Origin of the sequence: Bradyrhizobium huanghuaihaiense, from assembly GCF_025200885.1 — a bacterium.
GTDB lineage: Bacteria > Pseudomonadota > Alphaproteobacteria > Rhizobiales > Xanthobacteraceae > Bradyrhizobium > Bradyrhizobium huanghuaihaiense.
Window position 1 is genome coordinate 3,986,264 of sequence record NZ_CP104172.1, and the last position, 15,636, is coordinate 4,001,899.

Annotated in this window: 15 protein-coding genes; 9 read left to right on the top strand and 6 right to left on the bottom strand. The window is 61.7% G+C overall.

What is annotated here, in order from left to right; translation table 11 throughout:
- Nucleotides 1-243: 243 nt before the first annotated feature.
- The 4 genes from N2603_RS19010 to N2603_RS19025 all read right to left on the bottom strand — a co-directional run bounded on the left by N2603_RS19010 (nucleotide 244) and on the right by N2603_RS19025 (nucleotide 4,117).
- Nucleotides 244-783, bottom strand: coding sequence for a c-type cytochrome (locus tag N2603_RS19010; protein WP_260389951.1), 540 nt, complete (start codon nucleotides 781-783; stop codon nucleotides 244-246).
- Complete coding sequence (soxC, locus tag N2603_RS19015) at nucleotides 770-2,041, bottom strand: sulfite dehydrogenase (RefSeq protein ID WP_260389952.1); 1,272 nt, start codon at nucleotides 2,039-2,041, stop codon at nucleotides 770-772. Before soxC ends, N2603_RS19010 begins: the two co-directional genes overlap by 14 nt.
- A 496-nt stretch (nucleotides 2,042-2,537) precedes the next feature.
- A complete protein-coding gene (locus N2603_RS19020) occupies nucleotides 2,538-3,092 on the bottom strand; it encodes a thioredoxin family protein (protein ID WP_260389953.1) in 555 nt (184 codons plus the stop codon).
- A gap of 182 nt (nucleotides 3,093-3,274) precedes the next feature.
- Entirely contained in the window at nucleotides 3,275-4,117 is an 843-nt protein-coding gene (locus N2603_RS19025; RefSeq protein ID WP_260389954.1) for a DUF1194 domain-containing protein, read from the bottom strand.
- A gap of 450 nt (nucleotides 4,118-4,567) precedes the next feature.
- On the opposite strand from N2603_RS19025, the gene N2603_RS19030 reads away from it, so the two are divergent.
- Complete coding sequence (locus N2603_RS19030) at nucleotides 4,568-6,076, top strand: amidohydrolase family protein (protein ID WP_260389955.1); 1,509 nt, start codon at nucleotides 4,568-4,570, stop codon at nucleotides 6,074-6,076.
- A 506-nt stretch (nucleotides 6,077-6,582) separates the two neighbouring features.
- The gene (locus N2603_RS19035; RefSeq protein ID WP_027544618.1) at nucleotides 6,583-6,801 is read left to right on the top strand and encodes a carboxymuconolactone decarboxylase family protein; all 219 of its coding nucleotides are present in this window, start codon (nucleotides 6,583-6,585) and stop codon (nucleotides 6,799-6,801) included.
- Here the strand turns inward: N2603_RS19035 and N2603_RS19040 are convergent.
- Nucleotides 6,798-7,730: a LysR family transcriptional regulator gene (locus N2603_RS19040; protein ID WP_049813027.1), complete on the bottom strand. Its 933-nt coding sequence runs from the start codon at nucleotides 7,728-7,730 to the stop codon at nucleotides 6,798-6,800. The genes N2603_RS19035 and N2603_RS19040 overlap by 4 nt on opposite strands.
- A gap of 118 nt (nucleotides 7,731-7,848) precedes the next feature.
- On the opposite strand from N2603_RS19040, the gene N2603_RS19045 reads away from it, so the two are divergent.
- Both N2603_RS19045 and dctA read left to right on the top strand, forming a co-directional pair.
- A complete protein-coding gene (locus tag N2603_RS19045; protein ID WP_260389956.1) occupies nucleotides 7,849-8,922 on the top strand; it encodes a 4-oxalomesaconate tautomerase in 1,074 nt (357 codons plus the stop codon).
- Nucleotides 8,923-8,989: 67 nt separating this feature from the next.
- Entirely contained in the window at nucleotides 8,990-10,372 is a 1,383-nt protein-coding gene (dctA, locus tag N2603_RS19050) for a C4-dicarboxylate transporter DctA (RefSeq protein ID WP_260389957.1), read from the top strand.
- 280 nt (nucleotides 10,373-10,652) lie between these two features.
- Here dctA and N2603_RS19055 read toward each other — a convergent pair whose 3' ends face one another.
- Nucleotides 10,653-11,633, bottom strand: coding sequence for a LysR family transcriptional regulator (locus N2603_RS19055; protein ID WP_260389958.1), 981 nt, complete (start codon nucleotides 11,631-11,633; stop codon nucleotides 10,653-10,655).
- Nucleotides 11,634-11,735: 102 nt separating this feature from the next.
- Between N2603_RS19055 and N2603_RS19060 the strand changes: the two genes are divergently transcribed.
- The 5 genes from N2603_RS19060 to aroE are packed head-to-tail and all read left to right on the top strand — an operon-like array spanning nucleotide 11,736 to nucleotide 15,623.
- Nucleotides 11,736-12,680 carry a ketopantoate reductase family protein gene (locus tag N2603_RS19060; protein WP_311741472.1) on the top strand — a complete coding sequence of 315 codons (945 nt, stop codon included), beginning with the start codon at nucleotides 11,736-11,738 and terminating at the stop codon, nucleotides 12,678-12,680.
- Between the two features lie 4 nt (nucleotides 12,681-12,684).
- Nucleotides 12,685-13,071: a VOC family protein gene (locus N2603_RS19065; RefSeq protein WP_260385731.1), complete on the top strand. Its 387-nt coding sequence runs from the start codon at nucleotides 12,685-12,687 to the stop codon at nucleotides 13,069-13,071.
- A gap of 12 nt (nucleotides 13,072-13,083) precedes the next feature.
- Nucleotides 13,084-13,554, top strand: a complete 471-nt coding sequence (locus N2603_RS19070; RefSeq protein WP_260385730.1) for a MaoC family dehydratase — start codon at nucleotides 13,084-13,086, stop codon at nucleotides 13,552-13,554.
- Nucleotides 13,551-14,792 (top strand): CaiB/BaiF CoA transferase family protein, encoded by a 1,242-nt coding sequence (locus N2603_RS19075; RefSeq protein WP_260385729.1) that lies wholly within the window; start codon nucleotides 13,551-13,553, stop codon nucleotides 14,790-14,792. The genes N2603_RS19070 and N2603_RS19075 overlap by 4 nt, the downstream gene beginning before the upstream one ends.
- A 3-nt stretch (nucleotides 14,793-14,795) precedes the next feature.
- Nucleotides 14,796-15,623, top strand: coding sequence for a shikimate dehydrogenase (gene aroE, locus N2603_RS19080; protein ID WP_018643971.1), 828 nt, complete (start codon nucleotides 14,796-14,798; stop codon nucleotides 15,621-15,623).
- Nucleotides 15,624-15,636 lie beyond the last annotated feature (13 nt).

Below are 15,636 nucleotides of genomic sequence, written 5' to 3' on the forward strand. Positions count from 1 at the left end.
CGAGACCCGGGAGAGCGCTACCCCTTACTCGGACCGGTCTTCCGCCGGCTGGATGGATCGCACCAGCTTGCCTAGCGCACTCACTCGATCACCTCTTTCGACACGGGCCGAGCAGCGCCTAAGAGGTGGGGTTGCCAAGCCATTTGTGCTGTCCCGGAGCCCGGCGAGGACACGCAGCAAGTGCCATTCGGGCCGGTTGGCATGTCCCAAACGGGCCACAAGCGGACCAAGGTCCGGCCCGGGCTACTTCGGATTGCGCGGGAAGGGGATGAACCCGTCCCGGTTCGGCATTCTCACCTTGGGCAGCGACTGCGCATCGATCACATCGTTCGGCCCGATGATCCCGTTGAGATTGAGGATATAGGCCGATACCGCGTAGAGTTCGTCCGCGGTGAGCGATTTAGACTCCTGGAATGGCATTGCGCGGCTGATGTAGTCGAACAGCGTTGTTGCATAGGGCCAGAAACTTCCCACAGTCTTTATCGGCGTTTTGTCCGGCGCCAGTGTGCCCATGCCGCCGACGAGCGCTCCAGCGAGCGCGACACTGGGGCTGATTCCCTTCTCGCCGTGACAGGCCTGACATTTCGCTACATAGATGGCTTCCCCCTCGCTTGCGGTGCCACGACCAGGCGGCAGACCTGCGCCATCCGGTCCGATGCTGATGTCCCACGCTGCAATGTCGGCGGGCGCGACCGGTTGCCCCAACTGCGGGGCCTGGGCCAGGGCCGCCGGTGCGATGGTCAGCATAGATATGCAGACTGCAATGGGTTTAAGCGTAAACATTGCTGGCCTCCCCCATCTCGTCGATGCGCCAGCTTGCGATGGCGTTGTAGTGGTAGACCCCACGCAATCCGCGCTCGTCGGCAAACTGCGCGCGCGTTGGCTGCACCATGCCCGTGTCGTCGGTGGCGCGACTCTGCAGCACGGCGGGACCGCCATTCCATTGCCACGCTGCGCGGAAGCGCACGGGCGCCTTTGGTAGGATCGGGCCCTGCAAAGCTGCCGGCGCCCAGCTTCGTCCGCCGTCAGCCGACACGTCGACCCGCCGGATGCTGCCGTTGCCCGACCAGGCCAGCCCGGAAATCTCGTGGAATCCCGGTCCCCTCAGCGCGAGTCCCGGCGACGGACGCGTGATGACGGATTTTACTTCGATCGGGAACACGAACTGCCAGGCCTTTTCATCCTTGAGCAGGATAGTGTATTTCGATGTTTCGTCTTTGGTCATGGCGGGGCCGGCAGTCAGCTTAAGCCGGCGCAGCCACTTCACGTTCATGTTGCCCTCGAAGCCAGGCAGCAGCAGCCGAACCGGATAGCCGTTCGAAGGCCGCACTCGCTCGCCGTTCTGATAGAGACAGAGCAGCGCATCATCCATCGCCTTGGCGAGCGGGATGCTGCGGCTCATCGCGGCGGCATCAGCGCCCTCGGCGATCGCCCACCGCGCCTCCGGTTCGACGCCGGCTTCGTCGAGCAACGTGGAGAGACGCACGCCGGTCCATTCCGCGCAACCCAGCAGGCCGTGAATAGCCGCTACATTGAGTGGCTGGGCCTGAGGCGCGTTGAGCGCCTGGCTGTTGCCGCCACACTCGATGAAGGCGATGCGCGATTGCATCGGATAGCGCGACAGCGCTTCGACCGTAAACACAAGCGGCCGCTTCACAAGTCCATGGATCACCAGCCGGTGTTGATCGGGATCGATTTCCGGGATGCCGGAATGGCTACGCTCGAAATGCAGCCCAGATGGCGTGATCATTCCTTCGAGCATGTGCAGCGGCGTCCGTGATGCGCCGACACCGGCCGGGTTGGGAGGCGCCGGAAAGACTTTGACGACCTTACTCTCGAACGGTGAGGGCTGGCCGTAGCCCGCAAATCCTGGACCCGGCACCTTCATCCATGGCTGCACCGTAAGCGGTTCTGCCGATCCGCAGGACTGGCCCGCGCCCGTCGCACCAACAATGAGCGCGCCTTCAAGAAAGATACGGCGGCTTAGAATTCCATTGCCCGCCGCCGGATCGCCTGGTTCGGGATGTGTCTTTCTAACCATGAGCGGCCCTCCCTCATTTCGGTCAAATTAAGCATCTCGCGTGCCCGTGCGCACGGCGAGTGCTCGGTCAGTGACCGGCAAAAAAGGATGGTCGGTTCTATTGAGAGTGCAATGCCCGCCGACGGCATTCTTCGCTGCCATTCGCCTCGAACGGAGACGTCGGCACATCCCGTCTCAAAAAAGCAGCTCTAAAGAAGATTACAGGATCCCATCCCCATCCAAAAGACCCTCATATTGACCAGGATGTCGCACAAACAATCCAGCTAAAACCAATGGCTCCGATGGTCCGAGATGGGTAACTTCGACTGAGTTAGCCGGTTTTCTCACCGATTGATGTCCGTTTTGCCCCTGAAGCAGACCTGAAGGAGGAGGGGCGAATGCGACCCCGGCAGCAGCCGCAGGGCCCTCGTGATGCCGCTAGTCAAATCGCACATGTGCAGCAAATGTTGCCGCACGCAGGGGTCTCAGATGCGAAACCTGTTGCCAGGGATCGGCTTCATTCGTCCTTCCATTTGATCGAGCAGCCAATAGACGCCTTTTGGTCAGCCGGCGCCAGGCCGGTGGACGCGACCGCGCACATGGCCTCGACAAGCTCTCGGGGCGCCCGCGCGCGAGGCGGAGTTGTGCGCCCTTCGTCGAGCCGGCCGCGATACTTGAGCTTGCGGTCGGCATTGTAACCGAAGAAGTCCGGCGTACAGACCGCCCCATACGCCCGAGCGACTGTCTGGGTCTCGTCGTGGAGATATGGAAACGGGAAATCATGAGCCTTCGCGAAATGCTTCATATTCTCAAATGAGTCTTCAGGATAGCTCGCCGCATCGTTCGAGCAAATCGCCGCAAAGCCTATGCTCTCCGACATCAGCACGCGAGCGTCCGAAACCATGCGGTCGATCACCGCTTTTACATAGGGACAATGGTTGCAGATGAAGACGACGACCGTGCCTTTTTCGCCCGCAACGTCGTCCAGTGTGTAAGTATTGCCGTCGGTGGCCGGAAGCTGGAACACAGCCGCCGGCGTATCAAGAACGACTTGGGTAGCTGCCGTCGCCATATCGCACCTCCGTGTGCCGCAATATATCCCAATTTATGTTGACGACGGTCTGCTGGGGCACAGTTTCCAAAGCCTGCTCGCCAGTCGCGCCGTTTTGGCCATACGTCAGCCATTTCCGGTCGACCCCTTAACACCCGACTTAAAGTTTGTTCGTCGGCGGCTCTGAATGATTGTCTCGACGTTCACCGCCGGCCGCGCTCCCGCGATTTTTTTTCGCCGATCAGACAGGGCACCCGAGGCTCTTTCTCGGCGGCTGGGACGATCCCGTGTTCTGGCGTGAGGCCCGCAACTTCGCGAACAAGCTTGGTCCGGATCGCTTCCTGGAATTTTTCGCGATCTTTGATCGTCATGATGAAGGCGCCCGGCCCTCCGATCACGCAGTCCTCGTAGTAGAGATCGAAATTCTCGATATCGGTCGTCGAGAGGGATGGCTCCTTCACCATGATCGGGAGGCCGTTGATAATGATGCCCTGCTCCAGGGCAGCGTCGCGCGGGCCGGTTACGGGGGCTCCATCGTTGTTCGGCCCATCGCCGGAAATGTCGATGACGCGCCGAAACCCGCGATACGGACTCTCTTCGAACAACTGCAGTGCGAAATTGATCGCACCGGAAATCGAGGTGCTCGAACCTCGGCGAACCGGCGTTTTCATGATCTCGGCGGCCACGGCATCCGCCGATTCCGGGCCGTCGATCACGCGCCAGGGAATGATGATCTTGTCGTCGCCCGACATCGACCACTCGAAATAGGTCACGGCGACCCTGCTGCCCGGAACGGCCCTCAGCGCCTGCAGGAAGTCTTTCGACACGATGGCCTGTGCATTGCCATCGCGCTGAATGGCAAGTTCGTCGATATCCATCGAATAAGAGACGTCGACGGCGATAATGAGCTCGACATTGACGGATGATACATTGTGTTTGGTGTCGGCGAATCGAGATTTCGGGCTTGGCGCGGCAATGCCAGCAACGTCTCCTCCGACCATCGCCCCCGCAACAAGCACCGCCCCGACCGAGACACACCAGCGCATGGCGGCCCTCCCGTCCTTTCACGAGCATGGTGACACCCAAAACGCGCCCCGAAAAGCGGAAACATGCAGTTGTCGTCCACGTTTGCAGCAATTGAGGCTTGCCCTGGACGATGAGTAGGAGCTGCCTCGTACTAAGCAGACGTCGGCCGCACACAAGGCAGCGAAAGACCACAGAGTGCTCCACTCAGCCGAAAAGATTTCGTTCTTGAATTCTGAAAGCGATCAGAAGCGAGATAGTTTGGGACAGTGCGGCTGCCGGATTACTCCGCTTGTGGTCATGGAAGTTTGAGCGTTGAATTCGTCGCGTCGTGCGTGCTGCTATGCAATCTTTGAGCGAGACAGCGCGCTGTGGCGAGCCGGCCGATAACTGCTCCGAAGGAGCCGGACGCATGCAGCCTCGATGTGGTCACGATCATCACGCGCTTCGATCTCAAAATAGGGAGGAGAACGATGAGCACTTGGCTTAGTGAACGAGAGCAGCGCCTCGTCGCGGGTGCGGAAGCGGCTTCTGCGGCAACGCCGATTCCCACCCAGATCGTTTCCAATGGCGAGTATCTCCCGCCGCCGCAGAGCACCACACAAAAGAAGGTCGAGGCGCGAATCAACGAGCTCGCCGATCTGAACCGCAAGCACCTCGGCTTAAGCCGCAGGCAGTTCCTGCACACGAGCTGCGGCATGGCGGCCGCGTTTCTCGCAATGAACGACGTCTACGGCAATGTCTTCCAAGTAGCGCCCGCAGAAGCCCGCGAGCCCGAGCTGATGCTGGCGCGCGCGCAAGGCCTCGCCGGCCAGTTCATCTTCGACGTCCAGACCCATTTCGTGCGCGACGACTTCGATCACAAGGAGCTTCTGGGCCTGGCGGACTTTGCGAGCCAGCACTGGAATCCGAGGATGAAGGAGGAGGGCGTCTCCTCGCTCGCCCGTTACAAGTTCCAGAATTACGTGAAAGAGATCTACTACGACAGCGACACTAACATGGCGCTGTTGAGCGGCGCGCCGTTCGACGATCCGAGTTGGTGGCTTCTCTCCAACGAGCAGATCGTCAAGGCGCGCGAACTCATCAACGATTTTGCCGGTTCGCGCCGCCTGCTGGCGCATAGCGTCATCACCCCCAAGCAGCCCGGCTGGATGGAGGAGGTCGACAAGGCGATCGAGGTCTACAAGCCGGATTCCTGGAAGTCCTACACGATCGGCGATCCTCTGGCGCCCTCCAAGTTCCCATGGCGGCTTGACGACGAGCAGGTGATGTATCCGTTCTACGAAAAAGCGGTCAAGGCCGGCATCAACACGCTGTGTATCCACAAGGGGTTGCTGCCGCCCGATTACGAGAAGTCGTTCGCCGGCGTGTGGGAATACGCTACCGCCTGGGACATCGGGAAGGCGGCGAAGGACTGGCCGCAGATGAACTTCGTGATCTACCACTCGGCGCTAAGGGCGTTCCTCGAATTGCCGGACAAGGCCTGGGCTGAGTTTGAGCAGACCGGCCACATCCAGTGGGCTACAGATCTCGCCGAGATCCCGCAGAAGTTCGGCGTCACCAACGTCTATGCCGAACTCGGCACGTCCTTTGCCAACTCGGCGGTGGCGCATCCGAAGTTCTGCGCCGCGCTGGTCGGCACGCTGATTAAGGGCATGGGGGTTGATCACGTCATGTGGGGTACTGACTCGGTCTGGTACGGCTCGCCGCAGTGGCAGATCGAGGCGCTGCGCCGCCTCGAAATTCCGGAGGACATGCAGAAGAAACACGGATTTGCGCCGCTTGGCGACGCGAATAGCGTCACCAAGCAGCTGATCTTCGGCGGCAACGCCACCAAATTCTATAAGATCAGGCTGAAAGCGGCTGACAACACCGGGATGCCGGCCTTCTCACATGATCGTCTCGCTTCGCTCAAGGACAAGTATGCGCTGGCGGCCAAAGAGCCCTCGAATCTGCGGTACGGCTACGTTCGCGCGGCGTAAAGGTCCAACGGCCGTGCCGGCGACGTGGGCAAGCTTCGCCGTCGCGGTCGACGAGCGGCTGAGTGACAAGGAAGTCGGCACAGGGAGTCTCTGCCATCCCCTCCGCGTCGCTCTGTCAGGAGCATATCATATACGCGGACTGAGTTGCCTGGCACTCCCAAGAAGGTACTCGTGATCGAGCGCTTCTAGCGCAAAGCGGTCGTTATAGTCCCATGTTGGATTTCGCTATTTCGCGCTGGCTGGACCTAGCTCAAACTTCCCCATGATGGATTGGAGCGAGAGCTCAAGGTTTTCAATCGGTTAGAAGGCGGCGTGTGCACGGCGTGTGCACCGGGAGATCAAGAAAAATCTTTTCACAGCCAACGTGAGCAGGCTTGTGGCGCATGCGCGGGGTCTGAATTTCCGCCCACGCGCCGATCGCGAAGCGCGCTGGTCTTAGCGACGAGAAGATCGAGGCTCTCAAACAGGATGGCATCGCGGCAGCGTTCGCTTCCCGCGAAGCGCTGATGCTCGAGCTTACCGATGCGATGACGCGCGACATCATCGTGTCGGACGCACTCTTTGGGAAGCTCAGGGAAACGTTCGACGACGGTGGGATCGTGGAAGTCATGGCGACCATTGCTGCGTACAACATGGTCTCACGCTCAACGGTTCTCATTGACAGGCGGCCAAGACGAACGGCCGCAGAGATCGTATGCGAAGTTGGTGGTCGTCTTTGGCTCTAGGGTCGGGGGCGCGGCCTACCGCGAATAGTCGTCCGGGAAGGCGAGCGCCATGCCTCGAGGAGCATCTTGAGAAATTGGCTGGCATGAGGGGATAGCATCGACCCGTGCCTGCGCACGATTCCGATCGTTCGCGACACCTCCGGCTCGGTCAACCTGACGGTGTGAATGATCGGATGGCCGGCGGCCGGGGTCGCCAGCCTCGGTAGGACCGCGATGCCCAGCCCCGCTTCGACCAAGCCAAGCGAACCGGAGAGGTGAGCGACTTCGTAGGACCAGTTGAGCTGCAGGCCGTGTCGCGCCAGCGCATTGTCGATCAATGCGCGATTGCCGCTGTTGCGACCGACGGTGATGACCCGGTGCGGGGCGATCTCCGACCAGCTTACCTGTTTGCGCGATGCCAACGGATGGTCGTGGCGGCAGGCCAGGACAAAAGGATCCTCGACCAGTTTCTCGAATTCGATTTCGGCATGCGACGCACCGATGAAATTGATGCCGAAGTCGGCTTCTCCGCGCGCGACCGCTTCCAATCCCTCGTTGGCCCCGATGTCCAGAATCCGGACGCGAATGCGCGGATACGCCTCGGCAAAACGACCGATCGCACGCGGCAGGAAATAAAACACCGCTGTCGGCACCGCAGCCACCGAGACCAGGCCTGAACTTCGCGCGCCAATATCATGGATGGCGAGCACCGAGGTCTCGAACTCGTCGATGAGACGGCGCACCTTCGGCAGGAAGTCGCGGCCGGTCATGGTGAGATTGACGTGACGCGTCGAACGTTCGAGCAACGGCGCACCCAGGCTTTCTTCCAGCTTCTGAATGCGTCGGCTGAGCGCCGGCTGCGACAGGTTTAGCGCCTTGGCGGTGCGGACAAAGCTTCCAGTCTCTGCGACGGTAATGAACGCCTTGAGGTCGAGCAATTCTGCGTTCATGGCTGGCTCCCATTATACCGTATGATGCATTAATACTTCATATATTTGCATTTTACAGAAGAGTTGCAAGAGCCCATGCTCTGTTCGCACGAAGATGTCGCCGAACGGAACAGCTCCAATGAACGATCAGATTGCCATTCCCTGTGTGGTCATGCGCGGCGGAACCTCGCGCGGGCCGTTTTTCCTGGCCAGCGATCTCCCGGCCGATCCCAGGGCACGCGATGCGGTCCTGTTGTCGGTGATGGGGGGCGGGCACGATCTGGGCATCGATGGAATCGGCGGCGGCAATGCCGTCATCAACAAGGTCGCGATCATCGGACCGGCATCGGTCCCCGGCGCAGATGTCGACTACCTGTTCGCCCAGGTAAGGGTGCATGAAGGGATCGTCGATATGTCGCCTAACTGCGGGAATATGCTGGCAGCGGTGGGACCGTTCGCAATCGAAGCCGGTCTGGTCGCCGCGTCCCCAGATCGCACCCATGTGCGGATCCACAACGTCAACACCGGCAAGCTGATCGACGCGACGGTGTCCACCCCTGGCGGGCGGGTGACCTATGAGGGCGAGGCGCGGATCGACGGGGTGCCGGGAACGGCCGCGCCCATCGAACTGTCGTTCCCCAACGCGGCCGGCGCACGCACCGGTCGCCTCCTGCCGACAGGACGGCCGGTCGACCGTATCGAAGGGATCGATGTCAGCTGCATCGACGCAGCCATGCCGGTCATGCTGGTCCGCGCCGTGGATTTGGGATGGACCGGCCGCGAGGCACCTTCGGAGTTCGCCGACGGCGGCTTCCGCGCGCGGCTCGAAAGCCTGCGCATCGAGGCCGGACGCCGGATGGGCTTTCCGAATTCCGCGGCCATGGTGATTCCGAAACCGGTCCTGATTGCTCCCGCGACGGAAGCGACGTTGAACACGCGGTACTTCATGCCGCACGACTGTCATAGCGCTCTGGCTGTGACCGGCGCAGTCGCGATCGCGACGGCCTGTGTGACGTCAGGTACAATCGCGGCGGAGATGGTTGGATCGCTGGCGCCGCCGGTGCCGATCACGCTCGCCCATCCCTCCGGCCAACTCGTGGTTCGGCTGGAGCCCGGCCCGGTGGCCCGGGTGCAGCGGACGGCCCGCCGAATTCTTCAGGGTCACGTTTTCGCCCGGCGAGCGCACGTGCTTCATTCAATCCTGGCGGCCTGAACTCGGTCCGCCTTCAACCATCAAGAAAAATCACAGCCGAAAAATCGGAATTTTGGGAGAAACGAAAATGCACACGCAAGCGCTGGCCGGGTCTGTGCGCATCGAGGCGCGAAAGCCATTCTATCGGATCCTTTACATTCAGGTGCTGATCGGCCTCGTGCTGGGTGTCTTGACCGGCCATCTCTGGCCTGAATTTGGTGCCGCGCTGAAGCCCCTGGGAGACGGCTTCGTCAAGCTCGTCAAGATGATGATCGCGCCGATCGTATTCTGCACCATCGTCAGCGGCATCAACAGCATCAGTGATTCCCGCGAGGTCGGCCGCACTCTGGTGAAATCCATGGCGCTGTTCTACCTGCTGACCGTGCTCGCCCTGCTGGCCGGGCTGATCGCGGTGTTGCTGATCCAGCCTGGCGTGGGCATGCATGTGTCCGTCAATACGCTCGATCCGTCGGTGGCCGCGAAATTCACCAAGCAGGCCGGTGTGACCGGATTTGCGGACTTCATGCTGCACATCATCCCGCATTCCTTCTTTGGCGCGTTTGCCGATGGCGAAGTGCTGCCGGTCCTGCTGGTCTCCATCCTCATCGCCTTTGGGCTGAGCCGCGCCGGTGACGACGGTGTGGTGGTGACCAAGGCCGTCACCTCGTTCTCTCACGTGCTGTTCGTGGCCTTCGGGTTCGTCATGAAGCTTGCCCCGCTCGGCGCCTTTGGCGCCATGGCGTTCACGGTGGGCCGCTATGGCATCCGTTCGATTGGCTCACTCGGACTGCTGATCCTGACATTCTATATCGCCTGCTCCATCTTCGTGGCCGTCGTGCTCGGGACGCTGGCGCGGCTTAACGGCTTCAGCCTGTGGAAGATCATCCGCTATTTCAAGGAAGAGCTGCTGATCGTGCTCGGCACGTCATCGTCGGAGCCGGCGCTGCCTGGCGCGCTGCGCAAACTGGAGCAGCTCGGATGCCGGAAAGGCGTGTCCGGGCTCGTGTTGCCGATGGGCTACTCTTTCAATCTGGACGGCAGCGCCATTTATCTCACCCTGGCGTCCATCTTCATCGCCCAGGCCTGCGACATTCATCTGTCCTGGGGACAGATTGCGGCGATGCTGGGACTGATGCTGCTGACGTCCAAAGGGGCGGCCGGCGTCACCGGTAGCGGCTTCGTGGCGCTTGTCGCGACCCTCTCCGTCATGCCGGACCTGCCCGCGACCGGCGTGGCGCTGCTCGTCGGTATCGACCGTTTCATGTCAGAGGCGCGGGCGCTGACCAGCATGATCAGCAACTGTGTCGCTGCCATCACCGTTTCGCTGTGGGAGAACGCCTGTGACCGCGAGGTGTTGGCCCGTGAACTCGGACAGAATAACGCTCCCGAACCCGCAGCCGGATCGAAGATCCCCGGGGCAGCAGTGGGGGAGGACAGCGGCTGGATGCCGACGCCGCAATCAGCCGCTTGAGGGAAGGGAACGTCGGCCTTGCCTTGGGCTTCGAACGAACAATACCGCGAGACCGGCCGGCTCAATCGAGACCAGCGAGTGTGGCGTCGACAGCTAGAAAAGCACGACTTATCTCGGATCAATGAAAGCTTTGGGAGTAGTTACAGCCCTTGACCACGTTATCGGAGAAGCTACGGCGAACGAAGCGGACGCGAGATGCGCTTTGTGCGGAATTGCAGCCGTGCCGCAGTCCGCCCAGCCGGCGGCCTCGGGGGCGGTAGTTCCTCCGTACCGGGGACCACTACGACTGCAAATCGCGTGGCCTTCGTTTCCTCGGCCGGCCGGAACGATAGAGACCCCGCACTTCCTGCTGTTGAAAGAGCTCTCCGCACAGGTCACGCAACCACTGGTTTGCCGGGTCGTGGTGGAAGCGAGCGTGCCAATATTGCTTCACCGTGAAGCCGGAGATCGCCAGCGGGCAGTCGAGCACGCGCAGTCCGTAATAGTGAGCCAACGTTTCGCCGATGTGCCTTGGCAGGGTAGCGATCAGGTCCGTCGTCCCGACGATTGCGGGTAGCCCCAAGAAGCCGGGCAGCTCAAGCGCAACGTCAAGGACCACCCGCTGATCCCGCAGCGCGTCCGCGAGCAACTGATGTCCGGTGCCGGAGCGAATGAGGACGTGCGCCTCACGCGTGAAATCCCTTGCGGTGATGCGGTCGCGGATCCGGGCATGTTGCGCGTTCGACAAGCAGACCCAATCCTGCGGAAACAGTGCCTGCTGGAAGTGCCCGGTGTCGAGATCCGAGATGTAGCCGAGCGCCAGATCGGCCTCGCCAGACTGCAGCATTCGTGGTGTATCGCCGCCGATCTGCGCGGCCTCAATGCGGATGCCCGGTGCAACGCTGCGAACGTGGGCGAGTATGGCGGGAAGGAGCGTGATGTGGCTCGCGTCCGTCATGCAGATAACGAAGTGGCGCTTTGCGGTCGCCGGATCAAACTCGGAACGAAGCTCGGCCAGACGACGCAGCATTTCCAGCGCCTGCCTCGCTGTGCCGATGAGCGCCTCGGCGCGCGGCGTCGGCAGCATTCCCTCGGCCGACCGAATGAAGAGCGGATCGTCCAATTCCTTTCGCAGGCGCGCCAGCCAAATGGAAATGGTCGGCTGGCTTTGACCTAGCTTCTCGGCGGCCTTGGTGACGCTGCCCGTGGAGAACAACGCGTCAAACAGCCGGAGCAGGCGCGGCTCCAAAAGGTTCGTCTCGGATGGGTCCCGTTGCTTCATTGCGATCTGCAATAATGGTTATAAGTGTCATAGCATATCCAAATACGAGGCAGCCTGCTAGCACGCTTCCAACGCCAAAATCGGCGAGGGAGAAGCGTTCGGATGAGGATCTGCTTTGTCGGAGCGGGAGCCTTGGGCTCGACCATCGGCGGCACGCTGGCGCGCGGCGGTGCCGAGGTCTGGTTGATCGATCCGTTTCAGGCTCACGTCGACGCGATCAACGCCGGTGGTCTGCGGATGCTCGAAGGTGGCGCTGAGACCATCGTGAAGGTCTCTGCCTGCACCTCCGCGGACCAGGTCGGCAACACGGCGGACCTGGTCATCATCCTCGTCAAATCCTACCACACGCGCGACGCGATCCGGGCGGCGGCGCCGGTCATTGGACCGCAGACAGTCGTGATGTCGCTGCAAAACGGCCTTGGCCACGAAGACATCCTTTCGGAGGAAGTCGGTGGTGACAGGGTCATGGCAGGCAAGACCTATGTTGGCGGCGTGCTGCTCGGACCCGGTCATGTTCGCTCCGGGGTCGTCGGCAAGGAAACCATCATCGGCGAGCTCGATGGACGCCTGACCGAACGCGCACAGCGAATTTCCGAGACGTTCAATCGTGCGGGTGTTCTCACACTGCTCAGCGACAACATCTTGGGCACGATGTGGGACAAGTTGTTCATCAACGTGGCCGGTGGGGGAATTACCGCAGTTACCGGGCTGACCTATGGCGGCCTGTATTCACTGCCTGTCCTGGAAGAGTGTGCGCTGGCCGCAATCTCGGAGAGCATCGCAGTCGCGCAAGCCGCTGGCGTCAAGATCTCGATTGCCGACCCTCGGCTCGCTTGGACGATGGCATCCGCTGGGCTGCCATCCGAGTTCAAGACCTCGATGCTGCAGAGCTTGCAGTCCGGCAACCTGACTGAGGTCGATTACATTCACGGCTCGGTCGTGCGTTGGGGGGCCAAGTTCAACGTCCCGACCCCCGTCAATTCGACCCTCGTCGCGTTGATCAAAGGGCTCGAATACGCCCGCAGCGATTATCCAGGAAAGGCCTGAGACGATGTCGTTGCCCCGCGCTTATGTCGAGCACGTCGCGATTCGCGTGCCGGATGTTGATCGTCACGTCGACTTCTTTCGTGAGGTGCTTGGTCTCGCTATCCGAGACGAGCAACCCGCCGATGGCCCGCGCCCGCGTCAGGTATGGGTGCTCGGAAGCGTGCAACTCATCGAGGATCCGAACTTCGTCGGACCGGAGGGCCGCCTCGCCCATCTCGGCATCATGGTCGACGATTACGAAGGTGTGCTCGCCCGAGCTGCCGCGTGGGGCGCTAAAGCACTGCCCGCCGGGCCGAACTGGCTCGAGCTGCCGGGCGGGCTGAACGTCGAAATCTTGCAAGCCAGTACGGGTGCCGTGGAAGCGGCGCTGGCGATCGATCCACGGGCCTAAGGAACACGCGACATGACCGATGAGCGCTACTGGGACGATGCCAGGGTCGGTGACGAATGCGTCACTCCCTCAGTGACGGTTACCGAAACGATGGTGAACGCCTACGCCGAGCTGACGGGCGATTTCACGCCGGTCCATGTCGACGAGGAATACGCCAGGACTACACCATTCGGTACGCGCGTCGCGCACGGGCTGTTTGGTCTGTCGCTGGCCGATGGTTTGAAGACCCGTGCCGACTACCGCTTCCTCCCGGGAATGTCGCTGGGCTGGACATGGGATTTCAAGCTGCCGATCAAGCTCGGCGACTCCGTACATGTGAAGTTCCGCGTTGGTTCAATGCGCGCCACGAAGCGGGAAGGGTGGGGCATCGTGGTGCTGCCCTCGGAGCTGATCAACCAGCGCGGCGAAGTGGTGCAGCTAGGCGAGCACCGGCTGATGATTCCGATGCGCCCGAAGACCAGCGTCGCGGGAGGGCAGGCATGACCGCACAAGATCTGCCGCTCCAAGATCTGCCGCTCAAAGGCATTCGCGTCATCGACTACAGCCATTTTCTCGCAGGCCCGTTCATGGGCCGTTGCCTCGCCGCGATGGGCGCTGAGGTCATCAAGGTGGAGCGTCCGAAGCAAGGCGATGCGGGTCGCGCCCACGGCTATTTCAAGGACGGACAATCCGGCTACTTCCTGCAGCAGAACATGGGCAAGCAGGGCCTGTGCATCGATCTGCGCGACAGGCGTGGCCTCGACATGATGATGAAGCTGGTCGACACGGCCGATGTCTTCATCGAGAACTACCGCCCCGGCGCACTCGAACGCCTCGGGCTCGGTTACAAGACGCTGTCGGCGCGCAATCCCGGACTGATCTACTGTTCGGTCTCCGCCTATGGCCACACCGGTCCCTATGCCGACCGTCCCGGCTTCGGCCTGATCGCAGAGGCGATGTCGGGCGCTCTGGCGCAACTGGGCAATCCCGGCGAAGCGCCGCCGCTGCTGCGGATGCCATTGGCCGACATGTACACCGGCATTCACGGCGTGGCTGCCGTCAATGCCGCGCTGGTCGGCCGCGCGTCGTCCCGGCGCGGTCAACACATCGATCTGGCGCTGTACGACTGCATGGTCTCGATGCACGACTATGCGGTGCAGCGCTACTTCCTCTCCGGCGGTACCGACCTGCCGAAGCAGACCGGAAGCGGACAGCCAGATTCGACCGTCTACGGCGTCTTTCCGGCAAAGGACGGCAATCTTGTCATCGCCGCGCAAGTTGATGATGCGTGGCGACGATTGGCGACACTGATTGGGGGAAGCAGCTTGTCATCCGACGAACGCTTCACCACGCCTGCTGCGCGCAACGCCCATTATGCCGAAGCGATGGAGATTGTGCGCACCTGGACGCTGTCGCAACCCTCTCGGGACGCCTGTCTTGCGGCACTCGACGAAGCTGGTGTGCCGTCCGCTCCCGTGCAGACCATCGAAGAGGTCGTGAACGATCCGCAGATCCACGCGCGCGGCATGTTGGTCGAGCAGGAGCATCCTGTGCTCGGCAAGGTGACGTTGCCGAACCTGCCGTTCCGGTTCTCTGATTGCGACACCACCGTGCGTACTCCAGCGCCGCTGCTCGGCCAGGACAATCGCCGCATTGCAGAGTCGCTGGGACTCTCGGCTGGCCTCGTCGAGGCGATGGTGCGTGACGGGGTTCTCTACAACGAAGTCGCAGTGCGGGAGTGAGCGATGAGCGACCGGTATGCGGTGATCGGCAATCCGATCGGCTTCAGCAAATCACCTCTCATCCATGGCACTTTCGCCAGAATGACAGGACAGGACCTTGTCTATGAGGCGATCGAGGGCCCCCTCAATGGTTTCAACGAGCGGGTTGATCAATTCCGGACAGAGGGCGCCAAGGGGCTGAACATCACCGCCCCGTTCAAGCTCGATGCCTTCGCCTACGCAAATGAGCTTTCAGAGAGCGCCAAACGAGCAGGCGCTGCAAACTGCCTGAAGTTCGACGGCGATCGGATCGTTGCCGAGAATTTCGACGGGATCGGCCTCGTGCGCGACATCACCGTCAATCTCGGCGTCAAAATGACCGGCCGCCGCGTCCTGATGCTCGGCGCTGGAGGAGCAGCGCGTGGCGCGCTGCTGCCGTTCCTGCGTCAGGAGCCATCCGAGTTGGTTCTCGTCAATCGTACCTTATCGAAGGCTGTGGCATTGGCCGAAGAGTTCGCCGGTTTTGGTCCCCTGATCGTCAGCGGCTATGCTGAACTGGCCGATCTCGCCGAAGGCTATGACGTCGTGGTCAACGCGACATCGGCCAGCCTGCGGGGTGAGTTGCCGCCGCTTCCAGGCAACGTCTTCCGCGGTGCGGAGCTGGCGTACGAACTCGCCTATGGCAAAGGGCTGACTCCCTTTCTGCAAGCGGCCCGCGCCGAAGGCGTAGCCAAGCTGGCGGACGGCGTCGGCATGCTGGTCGAGCAGGCGGCGGAAGCTTTTGCCTGGTGGCGCGGCGTTCGACCGAGCACGGCTCAGGTCATCGCCGAGCTGACTGTCCCTTTGAGCTGACGGGCGATGCCGG

What these genes read in the sequence shown, in the direction of transcription:
- N2603_RS19010 (WP_260389951.1), bottom strand. Translation starts at nt 783, where the DNA reads ATGTTTACGCTTAAACCCATTGCAGTCTGCATATCTATGCTGACCATC.
- soxC (WP_260389952.1), bottom strand. Translation starts at nt 2,041, where the DNA reads ATGGTTAGAAAGACACATCCCGAACCAGGCGATCCGGCGGCGGGCAAT.
- N2603_RS19020 (WP_260389953.1), bottom strand. Translation starts at nt 3,092, where the DNA reads ATGGCGACGGCAGCTACCCAAGTCGTTCTTGATACGCCGGCGGCTGTG.
- N2603_RS19025 (WP_260389954.1), bottom strand. Translation starts at nt 4,117, where the DNA reads ATGCGCTGGTGTGTCTCGGTCGGGGCGGTGCTTGTTGCGGGGGCGATG.
- N2603_RS19030 (WP_260389955.1), top strand. Translation starts at nt 4,568, where the DNA reads ATGAGCACTTGGCTTAGTGAACGAGAGCAGCGCCTCGTCGCGGGTGCG.
- N2603_RS19035 (WP_027544618.1), top strand. Translation starts at nt 6,583, where the DNA reads ATGCTCGAGCTTACCGATGCGATGACGCGCGACATCATCGTGTCGGAC.
- N2603_RS19040 (WP_049813027.1), bottom strand. Translation starts at nt 7,730, where the DNA reads ATGAACGCAGAATTGCTCGACCTCAAGGCGTTCATTACCGTCGCAGAG.
- N2603_RS19045 (WP_260389956.1), top strand. Translation starts at nt 7,849, where the DNA reads ATGAACGATCAGATTGCCATTCCCTGTGTGGTCATGCGCGGCGGAACC.
- dctA (WP_260389957.1), top strand. Translation starts at nt 8,990, where the DNA reads ATGCACACGCAAGCGCTGGCCGGGTCTGTGCGCATCGAGGCGCGAAAG.
- N2603_RS19055 (WP_260389958.1), bottom strand. Translation starts at nt 11,633, where the DNA reads ATGAAGCAACGGGACCCATCCGAGACGAACCTTTTGGAGCCGCGCCTG.
- N2603_RS19060 (WP_311741472.1), top strand. Translation starts at nt 11,736, where the DNA reads ATGAGGATCTGCTTTGTCGGAGCGGGAGCCTTGGGCTCGACCATCGGC.
- N2603_RS19065 (WP_260385731.1), top strand. Translation starts at nt 12,685, where the DNA reads ATGTCGTTGCCCCGCGCTTATGTCGAGCACGTCGCGATTCGCGTGCCG.
- N2603_RS19070 (WP_260385730.1), top strand. Translation starts at nt 13,084, where the DNA reads ATGACCGATGAGCGCTACTGGGACGATGCCAGGGTCGGTGACGAATGC.
- N2603_RS19075 (WP_260385729.1), top strand. Translation starts at nt 13,551, where the DNA reads ATGACCGCACAAGATCTGCCGCTCCAAGATCTGCCGCTCAAAGGCATT.
- aroE (WP_018643971.1), top strand. Translation starts at nt 14,796, where the DNA reads ATGAGCGACCGGTATGCGGTGATCGGCAATCCGATCGGCTTCAGCAAA.